Annotated in this window: 13 protein-coding genes; 7 read left to right on the forward strand and 6 right to left on the reverse strand. The window is 62.8% G+C overall.

What is annotated here, in order from left to right; genetic code table 11:
* Positions 1-13 precede the first annotated feature (13 nt).
* Together ACFFNA_RS08875 and ACFFNA_RS08880 are read left to right on the forward strand one after the other, a co-directional pair.
* On the forward strand, positions 14-2,716 hold the full coding sequence (locus tag ACFFNA_RS08875) for a hypothetical protein (protein ID WP_378917460.1): 2,703 nt from the start codon (positions 14-16) through the stop codon (positions 2,714-2,716).
* A complete protein-coding gene (locus tag ACFFNA_RS08880; RefSeq protein ID WP_378917462.1) occupies positions 2,716-3,648 on the forward strand; it encodes a hypothetical protein in 933 nt (310 codons plus the stop codon). Before ACFFNA_RS08875 ends, ACFFNA_RS08880 begins: the two co-directional genes overlap by 1 nt.
* On the opposite strand, the gene ACFFNA_RS08885 is transcribed toward ACFFNA_RS08880, so the two are convergent.
* Positions 3,645-4,901, reverse strand: a complete 1,257-nt coding sequence (locus tag ACFFNA_RS08885; protein ID WP_378917464.1) for a hypothetical protein — start codon at positions 4,899-4,901, stop codon at positions 3,645-3,647. The genes ACFFNA_RS08880 and ACFFNA_RS08885 overlap by 4 nt on opposite strands.
* Before the next feature lie 164 nt (positions 4,902-5,065).
* Here ACFFNA_RS08885 and ACFFNA_RS08890 point away from each other — a divergent pair, with 164 nt between their 5' ends.
* Complete coding sequence (locus tag ACFFNA_RS08890) at positions 5,066-6,124, forward strand: CapA family protein (protein ID WP_378917466.1); 1,059 nt, start codon at positions 5,066-5,068, stop codon at positions 6,122-6,124.
* A gap of 65 nt (positions 6,125-6,189) precedes the next feature.
* Positions 6,190-7,158: a hypothetical protein gene (locus ACFFNA_RS08895; RefSeq protein WP_378917468.1), complete on the forward strand. Its 969-nt coding sequence runs from the start codon at positions 6,190-6,192 to the stop codon at positions 7,156-7,158.
* Between the two features lie 6 nt (positions 7,159-7,164).
* Here the strand turns inward: ACFFNA_RS08895 and ACFFNA_RS08900 are convergent, their stop codons facing one another.
* Positions 7,165-7,659: a YegJ family protein gene (locus ACFFNA_RS08900; RefSeq protein ID WP_378917470.1), complete on the reverse strand. Its 495-nt coding sequence runs from the start codon at positions 7,657-7,659 to the stop codon at positions 7,165-7,167.
* A 441-nt stretch (positions 7,660-8,100) separates the two neighbouring features.
* Between ACFFNA_RS08900 and ACFFNA_RS08905 the strand changes: the two genes are divergently transcribed.
* From ACFFNA_RS08905 to ACFFNA_RS08915, 3 genes are all read left to right on the forward strand, one after another.
* Positions 8,101-8,343: a DUF1344 domain-containing protein gene (locus ACFFNA_RS08905; RefSeq protein ID WP_111542916.1), complete on the forward strand. Its 243-nt coding sequence runs from the start codon at positions 8,101-8,103 to the stop codon at positions 8,341-8,343.
* Positions 8,344-8,666: 323 nt separating this feature from the next.
* Complete coding sequence (locus ACFFNA_RS08910; protein WP_378917472.1) at positions 8,667-10,289, forward strand: FAD-binding oxidoreductase; 1,623 nt, start codon at positions 8,667-8,669, stop codon at positions 10,287-10,289.
* A gap of 121 nt (positions 10,290-10,410) precedes the next feature.
* Positions 10,411-11,034: a hypothetical protein gene (locus tag ACFFNA_RS08915; RefSeq protein WP_378917474.1), complete on the forward strand. Its 624-nt coding sequence runs from the start codon at positions 10,411-10,413 to the stop codon at positions 11,032-11,034.
* Between the two features lie 5 nt (positions 11,035-11,039).
* On the opposite strand, the gene ACFFNA_RS08920 is transcribed toward ACFFNA_RS08915, so the two are convergent.
* The 4 genes from ACFFNA_RS08920 to ACFFNA_RS08935 form a co-directional block, all read right to left on the reverse strand.
* Positions 11,040-11,561: a hypothetical protein gene (locus ACFFNA_RS08920; RefSeq protein ID WP_378917476.1), complete on the reverse strand. Its 522-nt coding sequence runs from the start codon at positions 11,559-11,561 to the stop codon at positions 11,040-11,042.
* Between the two features lie 188 nt (positions 11,562-11,749).
* Positions 11,750-12,748, reverse strand: a complete 999-nt coding sequence (locus ACFFNA_RS08925) for an alpha/beta fold hydrolase (protein ID WP_378917478.1) — start codon at positions 12,746-12,748, stop codon at positions 11,750-11,752.
* A gap of 15 nt (positions 12,749-12,763) precedes the next feature.
* On the reverse strand, positions 12,764-13,894 hold the full coding sequence (locus ACFFNA_RS08930; RefSeq protein ID WP_378917480.1) for a hypothetical protein: 1,131 nt from the start codon (positions 13,892-13,894) through the stop codon (positions 12,764-12,766).
* A 7-nt stretch (positions 13,895-13,901) separates the two neighbouring features.
* Positions 13,902-14,336, reverse strand: a complete 435-nt coding sequence (locus ACFFNA_RS08935) for a DUF4383 domain-containing protein (protein WP_095090901.1) — start codon at positions 14,334-14,336, stop codon at positions 13,902-13,904.
* Positions 14,337-14,817: the final 481 nt, after the last annotated feature.

The following is a 14,817-nucleotide window of genomic DNA, read 5'->3' on the forward strand; positions in this document are numbered from 1 at the left end:
TAAAAAGGCCCGCATGGCAGCCGTCGCATCGATCTCTCGACCAAGCATAGCCTCGCTGGAGGCGCCTCGTCTCGCGCACTATTTTGCAATCGGGCTGATCGCCGGCGCCATCATCACGCTGCAGATATCCGTCATGCGGGTGTTCGCCGTCGGCAGCTGGTCGCATTTCGGCTCGCTGGTGGTCAGCCTCGCCATGCTCGGCTTCTCGCTGTCCAGCGTCGTCATCTTCGCCGGCAAGGACTGGTTCGACCGGCACTGGCAAGGGGCCGCCACGGGGGCGTTGCTGCTGGTCGGCCCGCTTGCCGTCGCTTCCAACCTCGCTGCCCAGACGGTGCCGTTCAACGCCATCTTCCTGGTTTCCGATCCCGAGCAGAAATGGCGGCTGCTGGCCAACTTCCTGCTCTATCTCCTGCCGTTCCTGGCCGGCGCGTTCTTCCTCGGCATCGTCTTCCTGAAAAGCCGCACCGCCTTCGGCCGCGTCTATTTCGCCGACCTCACCGGCTCCGGGCTCGCCGGCGTCGTCGTGCTGGTGTCGATGTATCTGTTCGCACCGGAAACCATCATCGTCGTGCCGCTGCTGTTGTGGGCCGCCGGTTCGCTGCTGTGGTTCTTCGCCTTCGGCGCCTGGAAGAGCGTCGTCGCCGGCGCGGTTGTCGCGGCGCTGTCGATCGCCGGGTACCTGATGCTGCCCGGCTTGCTTGGCATACCCGACATTGCGGTGTCGCAGTACAAGGGCGTCGCCTATGCCCGCAACTTTCCGGACGGCAAACGCATCTACCGCAGCGTTTCGCCGTTTGGCGACCTGCAGGTCTATGCCAGCTCCTACATGCATTTCGCGCCAGGCCTGAGCGACAATGCCGCCTTCGGCATGCCCGAGGTTCCGGCCAACACCTATGTCGGCATGTATCGCGACGGCGACGGGCCGGAAGGCATCATGCGCAACCTGGCGCCGGCCGAGCAGGTCTATTTCCGCTATCTGCCGATGCATTACCCCTATGTCATCAAGCAAAAGCCGAAGACCTTCGTCGTGCAGTTCGGCGGCGGTATCTCCACCCAGGCCGCGCTCAATGCCGGCTCGACTTCGGTGACCGTCGCCGAGAGCAACCCGATGACATTGCGGGCGTTCCGCGATCCGGTGCTGAAGGATGTCACCGGCGATATCCTGGCTGAGCCGCGCCTCAAGGTGATCGACTATGACGGGCGCCTGTTCCTCGCCAACACGAGCGAGCGCTACGACGTCATCGACCTCAGCCTCGCCGACAGTGTCGGCCTGTCCAATCCGGGCGGCTTCGCCATCTCGGAGAAATACGCCTACACGCACGAGGCGATGCGGAGCTACATGCATGCGCTGGCCGATGGCGGCGTGCTGTCGGTGACCTTGTGGAACAAGGAAGAGCCGCCGAAATCGGTGCTGAAGCTTTATTCGACCGTCGCCGAGGCGGCCCGGACGTTCGATCCGCAAGGTGCCGCCAACGACATCTTCGCCGTGTCGAGCTATCTCTCGACCACCACGGTGCTGTTCAAGCGCGGCGGCTTCAGCGCGGCGGAAATCAAGACCTTGCGCGACTACACCAAGTCGATGTCGTGGGAGGAGGTCTACTACCCTGGCATGCCTTATGACGGCTCGACGGCACAAAAAATCCTCGACGATTATCGCGCCTCGATCTTTGGCAGCGGACAGGATGCGACGCTGACCCAGCCCGCCGCCGATGCGACGGCGCCGGCCGATCCGACCGCTCCGAACGCAGCTTGCGACCCGACAACGCCGGCCGATCCGACCCTCGATGCCTGCGCCGATGCTGGCGGCAATGCTGTGCCCGATGTGCTGCCGGCCACCGCGCAGCAGCGCATGACCTGGCACGCGCTTTTGACCAGCGGCTGGGCGAAGCTTGCCAGCGATTATGTCTTCGACGTGCGTCCGCTGAGCAACGACCAGCCCTACTTCGCCGCCTATGTGAAGGTCGCCGACCTGCCGCTGACGCTGGACCGGCTCGACCTGTTCCAGGATGACTGGGGCTATCTGCTGATCTGGGCGACACTCGGCATCGCCTGCATCACGGCGGCATCCCTGGTGCTGCTGCCGGTCATCTTTGGCTGGCGCATCGTGTTCTCGCGCTCGCGCGGCAAGCTCGGCACCATCCTCTATTTCGCTTGCCTCGGCCTCGGCTACATCATGGTCGAGGTCGGGCTGATCAGCCGGTTCACCGTGGCGCTCGCCAATCCGACCGTGTCGGCCTCGGTGCTGATCTCGTCGATGCTGGTGTTTTCCGGTCTCGGCAGCCTGTTTGCCGCGCGCATCTTCGACCGCGCCAGCACGCTGTTGCCTGTCGTGCTGTTGGCAATCTGCGTGCTGCTGCTGGCCTACGGCTTCACCCTGTCGCCGGTGCTCGACTGGATCGGCGCCTATCCCTATGCCGCCCGGCTGCTGCTCTGCTTCTTGCTGGTATCGCCGCCGGCCTTCCTGATGGGCATGCCGATGGCGACCGCCATGACCTGGCTGGCGCGGCTCGGCAAGGAGCATTTGTTCGTCTGGGCCTGGGGCATCAATGGCTGCTTTTCAGTGATTGGCTCGGCCGCCGTGCCGATCGTCGCCACCAGCTTCGGCCTCAGCGCCGTGCTGCAATGGGCGGCGATCGCCTATCTCATCGCCATCCCCGCGTTCTTTGCCGTGCTGTTACCGTCGAAGGCGCCGGCCATCCGGCTGGTGACGGCCTGATGCCCGACCGGCGCGCCATCGTCGCCGGACTGCTGGCCGCGGCGGCGTTCCCGGCGGCGGGCGAGGGCGCGCGCTTGCACAAGGCCATATCGACGATCGTGCCGTTCAAGACGTCACCCTTTCCCTATCGGGGAAAGCTGCCGGATGGCTCCGGGCCGTTTCTCGACGTGACGGCCAACGGCCGGCGCGGCCACACCTCGCCACGCGGCGGCATTTATTGGGAAGACGAGACCTATTCCGACCGCAGCACGCTGCTGGCGGCGCCCCGAGGTTTCGATCCGGCCAAGCCGGCGGTCATCGTGGTGTTCTTCCATGGCAATGGCGCGACCTTGCAGCGCGATGTGGTCGGCCGCCAGCGGGTTGTCGCGCAGGTCGAAGCGTCCGGCCTCAACGCCGTGCTGGTGGCGCCGCAATTCGCCAGCAACGCGCTGGATTCGAGCGCCGGCAATTTCTGGACGCCAGGCCATTTTGCGACGTTCATGGCCGAGGCGGCGCAAGAACTGAGCAAGTTGACCGGCGCCAAGGCGGCAAAATTCGACGCCATGCCGGTGGTGCTCGTCGCCTATAGTGGCGGCTACAATCCCGCAGCCTTCGTGCTCAGGAACGGCGACATCGGCGGCCGCCTGCTCGGCGTCATCCTGCTCGACGCCGTGTTTGACGAGGCCGACATTTTCGCCGGTTGGATCGCAAGCCACCGGAAGAACTTCTTCGTCAGCGCCTTTGGCCAATCTTCCGCCTCCGGCAATGCGCAGATCCGACAATTGCTGGCAAGCCAAGGCATCGACGCCAGTTCGGATCCGCCGCGTCGCCTCGAAGCCAGCACCGTCGCCCTCCTTGCCTCGGACGCCGCCCACGACAGCTTCGTCACGCGTGCTTTCGTCGCCAATCCGCTGCAATGGCTGCTTGGCAGGCTGCAAGGTTTTCCGCGTTAGTTGAACCACAGGGCAAAGGTCAGGAACCCTACGCCGCCGAACTGGCGCTGGATCTGGTCGAAATCGTCGCTGGTCAGGATCTTGCCGCTTTCGAGATAGGGCGCGATGGCCGGGCCGGTGATCGACAGCACGAGGTCGAAGGGTTTTGGCTCGTCGAAGAAGCGCTTCATGTTGATGCCCTTGCCGGTGATGCGGAAATGCGGCAGCAGCAAGCGGCCTTCCAGGAGATCCTCGGCCATGGTCAAGGTGGCGAGCCAGGCCTCGACCTGCTCCTCGCCGACTTCGAGGCCGGTGAGCGGGTTCTCGCCCTTTTGCTGCGGTCCGGGCAACCATTCGCGATCATTGTCGGTCTCGGCGCGGATCGCCTTCCAGTCCTCGCGCGACAGCCGGATCATTTCGAGCAGATGGCGACGCGCCGCTTGCCGGCGCTCGGGTTCGACCACCGGCCAGTTGACCAGATGCACCAGCGAGATGAAATCGGCGATGCGCCATTCCGACGAGAAGATGCTGCTGCCCATGTCGCTGCTCGGCGGCACGAGAATGTCCTGCAGCGGCAGTTTGGCGCGCGGGAACAGCATGTGGAACGACCCGTCGAAGGTGCTCCTGAAATCATGCGCGAGCCAGAAATCGGCCTGCGCCATCAGGAATTCGGCATAGCCCTGCAGCCAATAGCCGTCGGCGCGATCGAAGCGGAAGGTCAGAGACGGAGCTGCATCGTCCGGCGCGCTGCCGCCGCGCGACAGCGAGGCTATGATGGCAGCCATGCTCTCATCCGGCGTGATCGCGCCGTCCTCGTTGAGGTCAATGCCGACATGGGTGAGGTCGAGCACCATGCCGATATCGGCATTGGCCGGGACCGAGGCCAGCGTGGCGGCGGATTTCTCCAACCGGTCACGGAAGCCGACCAGAATGGCGCGGAACTGCTCATAGGTCAGCGGCTCGGGGTTGGGATTGTCCGGCACCGGCAGCCGCATCAACGGTAGCACGATGGATTGCGGGCTTTCGAAACCATGGCGGTGCAGGCCACTGGCCAGCAGCTCCAGCGCGGTGAAGAACTCGCCGGCGCCGGCCGCGTAGGCTGACGCCGGATCTTTTGGCGCGGCAGCCTCCAGCGTCGACAGGGCCGTGTCGCGCGCGGCCACGGTCTTGGCCTCGAACAAGGCGGTTGCCGCTTCGGGCATTGCGGCCGAGGCGGAAGACAAAGGCACAAGCAGAATGAAAGCGGATGCCAGCAGGCTTGCTATTCGTGCCATCTTTTCCTCCCATGCGTTGGTCGCGCCAGCGAACATACACATATTTGCGGCGCCGCGCCTGTCAGCGCCGGGGCGGCAGACCGCCATCGTTGCACGATTGTCGACGGATGCGCTTCAACCCTTGAGGCCGACGGTCTACACAGGGCAAACGATTGGGCATAGGCGTGTCGAACTATCCGCTTTCCTACAAACTGTCCTGGCTGCCGCGCTTTCTGAAGCCTTCGCTCGGCGGTGATGCCAATGGTTTCGCGCCGATGGCCGGGTCGACGATGACACCGCCGCCGAAGCAGACGGTGCGGCTCGCGTTCATCGGCGACATCTCGGCGGTGGCCAACCGCGGCGCGCCAGACTGCGATTCGGCGATCGCAAAGCTGCTTGGCTCCGCCGACCTGGTGATTGGCAATTGCGAAAGCCCGATCGTGGACGGACCAAGTGCGGCGCTGGGAACAAAACTCGGCACGCATCATGCGATGAGCGAGCGCTTTCTGGTCGAGGCGTTGGCGGCAGTGGGTATTGCTCGCGAAAAGCTGGTGCTGTCGCTGGCCAACAATCATGTGCTCGACCAGGGCGTCGCCGGTTTCGACGCGACGGTGGCGGCGCTGAAGCGGCTCGGTATCCGCACCATCGGCCTGGCTGCCAATGGTCCGGTGATGCCGGCCCAAGTCGGGCCGCTGACATTCGGCTTCGCTGCCTTCACGCTGTGGCGCAACGCCGATGAAAACCTGTTTGCCGGCCGCGTGTCGATGGAAAGCGATCCAGCGCATTGGCCGCGCGATGCTGTCGATCTTCTCTGCGCGGTGCCGCACTGGGACTGGGAGTTCCGGCATTTTCCAAGGGCCGAGACGCGGGTGCTGGCCAGGCGGCTGGCCGGGCAGGGCGTGGGTCTGATCGCCGGCCATCACGCCCATGTCGTGCAGCCGGTGGAGCGGATCGGCAGGACGATCGTCGCTTATGGGCTCGGCGATTTTCTCGGCACCGCCCTTGCCCGCCAGCCATGGCCCGGTCGTATCGGTGGCATATTCGTCGTCGATGTCAGTGCCGATGCCGATACGCGTGGCATGATCGCGTCTTACCGGCTGCATCCCTTCGTGCGGCTGCGCACCGGCGATCATGAGCGACTGGTCCTGGTGCAAGGGTTGAAGGGGCGAATGCGCGGCAAGGTCGAAGGCCGGCTGAGAGCGATCTTTCCCTCTCCCCCAAGCCGAGCCGGTGTCACCGCCTAACCGTCTGGCGGCCCCTGCAAAACCGACTATCATGCGCCGGCAGAGGTAGGCTTGCGGGGGTGGCGATGGAAACAGCGGATTTCATGCCGAGCGAGGCGGTCACGGCCGGCATCCGGAAAGGCATCGAGACCTATGAGGCGGCAAGGGCTTCGGCGGTTCGGCAGGTGCGCTGGCGGGTGCCGCTGTTCGTCGGCCTGGTGCTGGTGTTCGTGGTGCTGGTCGCCTGGCTGTTCAACAAGGTCGCCGATCCCAACGAGCAATGGTTCTCGACGCCGCATGTGTTTCTCTATGTCATCGGCTTCGCGGCTTCGATCCTGCTCTACTTCCAGGCCATGAAACCGGCGACGCGGCTGCAGCAATCGTTCCGCGAGACGCTGCTGCCGATCATCTTCGGCTTCATCGCGGATATGCGTTACCAGCATGGAGGGAGGCCGAACTCTTTCTATCGGCTGCCGCGCGAGGCGGTCGGGCCGTTCAACCGGCAGTCGTTCGACGATGTCGTTTCGGGCCGCTACGAAGAGTTTCCGTTCGAGCTTTACGAAGCAGAACTGCGGGAAGGGTCGGGCAAGGGTTCATCGACAGCCTTCAAGGGTGTCGTCGTCGCTTTCGAAGCGATCGAGCCGTTCCCGGGAATATTGGTGGCGACGCGGCGGACCAATGCGGTCGTCGGCTTCTTCCGCGGCATGTTCGCCAGCAAGATGCAGGACTTGTCGTCCGGTGTGCCCGAGCTCGACGCCGCCTATGAATTCCGCACCGACAACATCGAGGCCGCACGGCCGCTGGTGACCGGCCGCCTGGCGCAGGCACTGAAATGGCTTGGCGAAACCTGGCCGGACGATCCGGCCCGCGTCGCGCTCAACGGCAGCGACGGTTTCCTGCTGTTGCCGCAGACGAAGAATTTCTTCGAGTTGCCCGCTATCTCGGTGCCGCTCGACTACACCAGGCATGTCGCACCGATGATCGCGGACATGGGCGCCATGCTGGCGACGGCGGCGCTGGTGCGCAAGATCGGCGCGAAGGACGAGATCGGTTGATCGCTGTCAGCAGTCGAAGCCGTATTTGTCGCGCATGTAATCTGCTTCTTCTTTCGACATTTTCTTGAACATCACACAGACGGTGAAGCTACCGACCTGACGCCCACCGCTTCTGTATCCCCAGTCGGAAATGTCGTCCCTGGTGAATTCTATATTCTGGCCGAGGACGACGGTGTGCACTTCTTCCGGCTGGTTCGCCAGTATACCGACAAAACCGGTCTCGGTGCGGCGGAACGGTATGACCCAGAAGTGTTCGGTGACGTTCCCGTCCCGCACCTTGACCTTCAGTTTGAACCTGTCTGTCCCAGGGGGAGGAGCCTCGGACAAGGCGAGGAATTCATCCAGTCTGGCGCGCGCCTTCGCGGTAGCCAGAGCCATATCGGGATCGTCGGGGGTAAAGATGACCGTTTTGTCGTCGCCCGGATCCGTGGCTTGTGCGCCGGCCAATCCCGGAGCAAACGCCAGCATCAGGCCTATCATGGTCCGGACTGCAAGCTTCATGGAGGCCCCCTTTATCGCAACGGTCGACACCATCCTGCATCCATTCCTGGTTTGCAACCGGAGCGCGAGTTTCATCCGCTTTGGGGGGCGATCGAACTGATCCTTGAAACAAAATTTGTACCGATGACCGGTCAGGAGTCTGTTTCGTGATGCCGCCCGAGATGGATTGCGGCGGCTGCGTGGTGATCGAATGCCGCCCGCCACAATCAGCCAAGTGACTCTTTTCGTGGAAGGAAGTGCGCTTGTTGGGGGAAACCGAAGTGGCCAGAAGTTGCATCGACAGCGAGCAATGTGTCGGAATTAAGCCTATGATATTGTTTGCAAAAATCACTCAACGTGATTTGCGCGGGCCGAGCTTTCCGGTCCAGTTTCGGGTTGTTCGGTGCTGTCGTTTCTCAAGGTGGCAGCCCCGGAAAACCGAAACAGCACGGAGTGCCAACGATGAAGAAGACCCTCGCAACCACCGTCGCTCTGCTCGCCTTCCTCGGCACGGCCTATGCCGCGACCGTTCAGGGCACCATCCAGTCGGTCGATCCGACGACCAAGTCGATCACCCTCGACGACGGCAAGATCTACCAGCTGTCGCCGGACGCGACTGTCGGAAAACTGAAGGTCGGCGCCAAGGTGGCGGTGACTGTCGATGACAAGACCGGCATGGTGACATCCATCAAGAAGGCTTCGTAGACGCGAGTGCGTCAGCAGACCTGCTGACCGAACTTTTCAGACCCTGTTCTACACTTCTTGGCCGGTTCCTTCGGGGATCGGCCATTTTCATCGTCTTCGCCACTCAACACCAGGCGACCAGAGCGGTTCACCGTTTCACGGAAACGCCGAACCGCTCTATCTCTTTGTTTAACGCAATTCCCTAAGGGAAAGCGCTACGCGCTTTTCCCGGGAAAACCGTTTCACACTTTTCCAGGAATCGCTCTGGGCGGAACGCGGTCCCGACAGCGCCGCTATGGTTTTTGCCAAAGAGCCGCGCTATCCCTTGGCCAACGGGGGTGTTCATGGCCGAGGAACAAAAAGGGTTTCGCCTGTCGCGGCGATTGCTGCTGGGTGCGGCTGTCTTCGGCGGCGCGGTGCTGTGGGGCGGCACCACCGTGGCGCGGCTGGCGCGAGGGCCTTCGGGACCGAAGAACGCCGGACGCATCGCGGATATCGACGGCATCGCGCTGCCGCTGAAGCCAATCGCCAGCCCGCCGGCCTTTGATCCTTCGCTGCCCTGGTCGGCCAAGGGTGGCGATATCAACGATGCCAGCGGCCTGTCGAAGACGCCGGTCTATGGCGTGGTCGAGGTTGGCGAGGAAGACCACATCGCCAAGGCGCTGGCCTTCGCGCGCGCCAACGGGCTGAAAATCTCGCTGGCCGCCATCCGCCATTCGATGGGCGGGCATGCCTTCGACGACAACGCATTGGTGCTCGACCTCAGAAAGTTCAACAAGGTCACCGTGGATGCCGCGGCGAAGACCATGACCCTGCAACCGGGTGCGCGCTGGCACGACATCCAGAATCTCTTACATCCGCGCTTTGCGGTGAAGGCGATGCAGTCGACCGACATCTTCTCGGTCGGCGGTTCGCTGTCGGTCAATGCGCATGGCATGGACCACCAGGCCGGTTCGGTGGGAGGCTCGATCCGCTCGATGCGGGTGATGCTGGCCGATGGTTCGGTGACAACCTGCTCGCCAACCGAGAACATCGACCTGTTCCGCCACGTCGTTGGCGGCTACGGCCTGTTCGGCGTGGTGCTGGAGGCAACGCTCGATATCGTCGACAACACGGTCTACCGCACCTCGCGCGAGATCATCAAATCGGACGATTTCCCAAAATTCTTCGCCGATGTGCTGGAGCCGAACAAGGAGATCGGCCTGTTCTACGGCCATCTGTCGACGGCGCCGGGCAATTTCCTCGAGGACATGATCGTCTATCGCTATGACAAGGTGGCCGACCAGCCGCCGGCCGACCAGCCTGAGATCGGCGAGCCGGGTTCGGTGGGGCTGAAGCGGGTGATCATCAATCTGGCGAAATGGGGCAGCCCGTTCCAGGAGCTGAAATGGTTCACCGAAAAGACGCTGGAGCCGAAATTCGAAAGCTGCACGGTGGCGCGCACTTCAGCCATGGCCGAGGGCGAGGCCTGTCTCGTCACCCGCAACAACCCGATGCATGATTCGGTGCCCTATCTCTTCAACGACCTGATGGATGAGACCGACATCCTGCACGAATATTTTATTCCGCGCGCCGCCTACAATCCGTTCATCACCGAAGCCCGCGAAATCCTGCGCAACCAGAAGCTGCCGGTGCTCAACGCCTCGGTGCGCATCGTCCACAAGGAGGATGTCGCGCTGACCTACGCGCCGGAGCCGGCCTATTCGCTGGTACTCTACATCAACCAGCCGACCGATGCCGACGGCAATGCGAAAATGCGGGCGCTGACACGGGCGCTGATCGACGTGACGATCAAGCATGGCGGGCGGTTCTTCCTGCCCTACCAACTGCATTACACCGCCAGGGAGTTGCTGGCCTCCTATCCCGAGTTGCCGGCCTTCCTGGCGGCGAAGCGGCAATATGACCCGACGGAACTGTTTTCCTCGACCTTCTACCGTGCCATCAAGGCGCTGAGCGGAGTGGCGTAAAGCGCGTCGCGTCGACACGGAATCCTGCGACGCCCTTTACTCATTTGTTTGATTGCATGTCGTTGCCCCAAAACCGGGGCCACTTTTGGGCGACATGCAATGACAGTCAGGAGAACAACCAATGCAGATGGTATCAGCGGCGGCACTCACCCTCATCGCGCTGTGCGGTGGACCGGCCGGAGCCGAGGATCTCAAGGCTTTCAAGCTGACGATCGACGGCGTGACGGTCGACATCGATCCCGGCGAGAGCACAAACGTAACGCTGCCCGGCGGCAAACAGAGCAAGGTGACGCTCGAGCGCAACGACTTCGCCACCTTTTCCGGCGGCAGTTTCTCCTTCGTCCATCCGAGCAACATTTCGGTGACCAAGACCGATCTCGGCGAAAACATCACGCAGTATCTGATGGCGTCGGCACTGGGCACGATCGTCGTCGTGCAGGAATACGGCAAGATGAATCCGGTGTTCCTCAACCAGCTGATGCTGCAGGAGATGACCAAGGAATCGGTGCAGGCTGGTGCCGCGCTGACGCAGGAGCCGACGACGCGCAAGCTCGCCGACGGCAAGGAATTGACCGGCATTCTCGCCAAGGTGAAGACACGCACCGACACCGCCGATTTCGAGATCGTCGGCTTCGGCCATGCCGATCAGGGGCTGCTGTTCATCACCCGCGTTGCCGGCGAGGACGCGGCGACCGAAAAGCCGTTGATCGACAAGTTCTGGCAGAGCCTCAAGCTGAAGATGTAGACGGCCTACAGCTTGCTCGGCACCAGGCCAGCCAGCCAGTTGGCCGACCGTTTTGCCATGTCGGCGGTCGCCGACACGGCGCGGCCAAGATCGGTCTTGACCACGGCGTATCCGTTCTTCGTGCGATAGAGCACGCCCGTTCCGCCATCGACCACTTGCTCATAGGCGACGGGCCGGGCGGCGGCCGCTTCCATGGCCGTGGTCGGCGAGCCGACCGGGACGCTCGGCCGATGGCTCAATTCCGGCGGCAGCGGGTTTTCAATTTTAACGACCCTGCTGACGGGCTTCAGTTCCGGGCGCGACGCGGTCGCGGCCAGTTGCGCTGAGGACGACGAGCCCTTCGCGCGGCAGATGCCGGAGATGAGCGGGTAGTTGAAATTGCGCTCGTGCAGCATCTGGCTTTTCATCGCCGCTTCGCATTCGGCGATGGTCGACCACTTGGCCGGCGTCTCGCCGATATATTCGCAAAGCTTGGCGTCGCAGTCGCAGCCGACAATGGTCATGGCGACAAGGGCGGTCTTGATCACGGTCTTGTCCCTTCGAGGTGCCCCCGGCAGCCCATTTAGGTGCATGTCGTGGTCCCAAAACCGGTTCCACCTCGGGTCGAGCCCGTGGGCATGCTTTTGGGCGACATGCAAACAATCCATCGCGCGCGAACAAGGCGGGATTTGGCCGCGATTGTGGAATGAGCGTGGCGGAGTGCCGAACAGTCGATCTATCGGGTGGCCGGCGAGATTCGTTTGAGGAAATTCGCGATCAGCCGCATCACTTCGTGCGGATGTTCAACCTGCGGGATGTGGTTGACGCCATCGAGAACCGCCAGTTCGGCGTGGGGAAACAGCGAGGCAATCTCTTCACCCTGTTCGAGGGGCGTGGTCGTATCGTCTCGTCCCCAGATGACGAGAACGGGCGGCGTGAAGGTGCGATAGTTCGCGGGGTTGGCGGCAAGGGATTTTCGTTCGTCGTTGAACAGGCCGCTGAACAGCCAATGGCCGACCGCATTGGTGGTGCCTTCAACATTGAGTGGCCGTGCGTAGATCGCGATACGTTCGGCGGTGACCACGTCGTCGTTCTCAATGAAAGAGCGCAGACCCGGTCCGACCATAAGCGGGTTGGTGAAGGTCGAAGCGGTCAGCAATTGGCGTGGCCAGTCGCTGTTCAGGAAGGATGCGAACGACAAGGCCGGCGCCTCGGTCCGGCCGAGACCAAGTGCAACGTCGAGCAGGATTAGCGAGTCGATTCGAGCCGGGGCCGAGAAGGCGGCTTCGATCACGCCACCGCCGCCATAGGAGTGGACACCGACACTGAAATGGCGAAGGCCGAGCGCGTCGGCGAAACCGAGTACGCGTCTTGCGTGGGCAGCGCGCGAATAATCCTGGTCGGCCGGTCTTTCCGAATAGCCAAAGGGAGGCATGTCGGGCGCTATGACGCGAAAGCCCTGTTCTCCCAATGGCGCGGCGATATCGCGGTATGTCTCGGCCCAGGAGGCCGTGCCGTGGAACAGAAGCAGCGGCGGCCCGTCCTGCGGTCCCCAGACCTGATAGTGGATCTTCAGGCCATCGACGGTGGCAAACAGCGCTCCCGCCGGGGCTGCTTCCTCGGGTGACAGGTTCTCTCGCAGCGCCGCCGCGCCGCGAAAGCCGACAAGCGCGACCACAATGAGCATGATCAGCGTGAGCGCGAGCCAGCCGACGATGCGGATCAGTCTGCGCATTGCCTGGCTATCGTCTCAATAGTCATAGACGTGTTCGAGCTTGGCGCCTGACTTGATCAGCGCTGGTAGCACCAGATGCAGCTTGCGCACGGCGACGGTCAGCCCGGTGCGGCGCGTCGACGCGTCAGCCGGCAGCGGATAGCTGAACAGGATGCGGATGCCTTCGGGAACGGCGATCGAATCGGTGGAAAGCATGGTGACCATGATCTCGTCATTGCCGCCGATCTCGACGAAGGAGACGCCCTTGTCGATCAGGCGCGGGATCATCTCAGTAAACACCTGATAGCGCTTGGTGACGAAGACGGTGCCGTCGGCGCCGTAGTCGCGCTCAAGCAAGGTGTCGGGCTCGTTGTGCGTTGCTTCGCCGACCGGCCCCTTGGCCCAGACATGAATATCGAGGAAGGCTGGTGGGGATGTGGCTGCGAGTGCCTTGGTGATCAGGTCGGCGTAGCCCTGCTTGATGGTGTCGGCGAGGCCGAAGGCAAGCTTGCGTTCGCTGGTGCGGATGGAGCTGTCGCCCGGCGCCGGCTGTACGGCAAACAGGCCGGCGCGCTTCTCGGCATAGGGAAATTGATACCACGGCACCTGGTCGAGGAAAGCGGCATAGTCGGCCGCCACCTTGGCCTGATAGATGTCGGCGGCGGTGCGCTTGCCTGATGTCGCCTCGGTGATGCGGCCGACCGTGTTCTCATAGGCCCATTGCAGGATATGTTCGATGCTGTGGCTGGTGCCGATGATGACCAGCATCTGGTGGTTGGCGAAGTTGAACTTGTAGGCAGAACTGGCGCGGATCACCATGGCGTAGTCCTGCCAGAAGCGGCCGACATAGGACCAATAGGGAAAGCCGCTCGGCTGGTTCTTGTCGACGAAGCCGGCATATTCGCGCGCGGCGTAGACGATCGCCCATTCCGGGTAGGTGAGGAAGGTCGATTCCTCCGGCCGCTGGTAGCCGGGGATTTCGGCGCGAACCTTGTCGGCCAGCGCCTTGGGCGGTGCGCCATCGGCAATGCCGGGCAGCGGCGCCTTGTCGAGTGACGACGTGGTCAGGAAGCCATAGCTCAGCCCGACGATCGGGATCAGGATGACGATGACGATCAGCCACAGGATCGTCTTGACGATGCGCTTCAGCCAGCGAAACAGGAACATGGCCGGGTCAGGCCGTGGCGAAGTGGTCGTGTATGCGCTTCGACAGCCAGAAGCCGACATAGACGGCGAAGCCGCCAATGACGATGTGCGGCAGGTTGGCGAAGAAGCGGGCCGGGAATTCGATATCGTTGAGGGAGCGGAAGCCGTTGATGAAGATGCCGGCATCGAGGCAGCCGGAACCGGTGATCAGGCCAAGCACGCCGTCGAACAGATAGACCGAGCCGAACAGCTTGAAATAGAACACCGCCTGGCGGTGCGAGATGAAGGCGGCGGCAAGCGCCCAGACGCCGGAGAAGGCGTGCAGCAGGTCGTCATACCATTGCAGCGAGAACAGGCCGAACAGATTGCCGTTGGCATCGTTGAACGCCGGTATGTAGCCGATGGCGACGACGCCGAAGAACAGGAAAGCATAGGCAACGGCAAGCTTCTGGATCAACGTCATGAAGTATCCCCCTTCAAGTGACGCCGAACGTTAGCTGATTTTAGCGCCGGTTGCAGCCCTATCCGGAAACAGCGTAAAAATTGTAGGGGATAGCCAAAAAGACAGTCGGCGCCGGGATTTCTCCCAGCGCCTCCCTGTCAGATCAGGACACGGTCGCGGCAGCAACTTCCGTAAAGTCGTCGCGCCATGCCGGCCTTGATTTTGACGGTCCTGCCAGTCCGCCACCCGAGAGCAGCGTCCGTTCGGGACCACGCCGGTCTCCGCCCTTGCGGGCTTTGCCCTGCGCACCATCGAAGGTTTTTGCCGTCCTTCATGGCAGCATCGGTCCGCCGTCGGCGTTGGCACGCTTTCCGCGGCCCCGTAGGTCTCGGCATCCGCCCCTCGAACAGGCAAGCCTGCTCTCGCTCTGGGCCGTACGGGCCTCAGGAAATCCGCCTTTCACTTCGCCTTTCGGCTGGGCGATCGGTAGCCGCCTGAGATG

Origin of the sequence: Mesorhizobium kowhaii (assembly GCF_042431665.1) — a bacterium.
Lineage (GTDB): Bacteria > Pseudomonadota > Alphaproteobacteria > Rhizobiales > Rhizobiaceae > Mesorhizobium > Mesorhizobium kowhaii.

Coding starts and splice junctions, on each gene's coding strand:
- ACFFNA_RS08905 (WP_111542916.1), top strand. CDS start 8,101: ATGAAGAAGACCCTCGCAACCACCGTCGCTCTGCTCGCCTTCCTCGGC.
- ACFFNA_RS08900 (WP_378917470.1), bottom strand. CDS start 7,659: ATGAAGCTTGCAGTCCGGACCATGATAGGCCTGATGCTGGCGTTTGCT.
- ACFFNA_RS08895 (WP_378917468.1), top strand. CDS start 6,190: ATGGAAACAGCGGATTTCATGCCGAGCGAGGCGGTCACGGCCGGCATC.
- ACFFNA_RS08925 (WP_378917478.1), bottom strand. CDS start 12,748: ATGCGCAGACTGATCCGCATCGTCGGCTGGCTCGCGCTCACGCTGATC.
- ACFFNA_RS08930 (WP_378917480.1), bottom strand. CDS start 13,894: ATGTTCCTGTTTCGCTGGCTGAAGCGCATCGTCAAGACGATCCTGTGG.
- ACFFNA_RS08875 (WP_378917460.1), top strand. CDS start 14: ATGGCAGCCGTCGCATCGATCTCTCGACCAAGCATAGCCTCGCTGGAG.
- ACFFNA_RS08885 (WP_378917464.1), bottom strand. CDS start 4,901: ATGGCACGAATAGCAAGCCTGCTGGCATCCGCTTTCATTCTGCTTGTG.
- ACFFNA_RS08910 (WP_378917472.1), top strand. CDS start 8,667: ATGGCCGAGGAACAAAAAGGGTTTCGCCTGTCGCGGCGATTGCTGCTG.
- ACFFNA_RS08880 (WP_378917462.1), top strand. CDS start 2,716: ATGCCCGACCGGCGCGCCATCGTCGCCGGACTGCTGGCCGCGGCGGCG.
- ACFFNA_RS08935 (WP_095090901.1), bottom strand. CDS start 14,336: ATGACGTTGATCCAGAAGCTTGCCGTTGCCTATGCTTTCCTGTTCTTC.
- ACFFNA_RS08915 (WP_378917474.1), top strand. CDS start 10,411: ATGCAGATGGTATCAGCGGCGGCACTCACCCTCATCGCGCTGTGCGGT.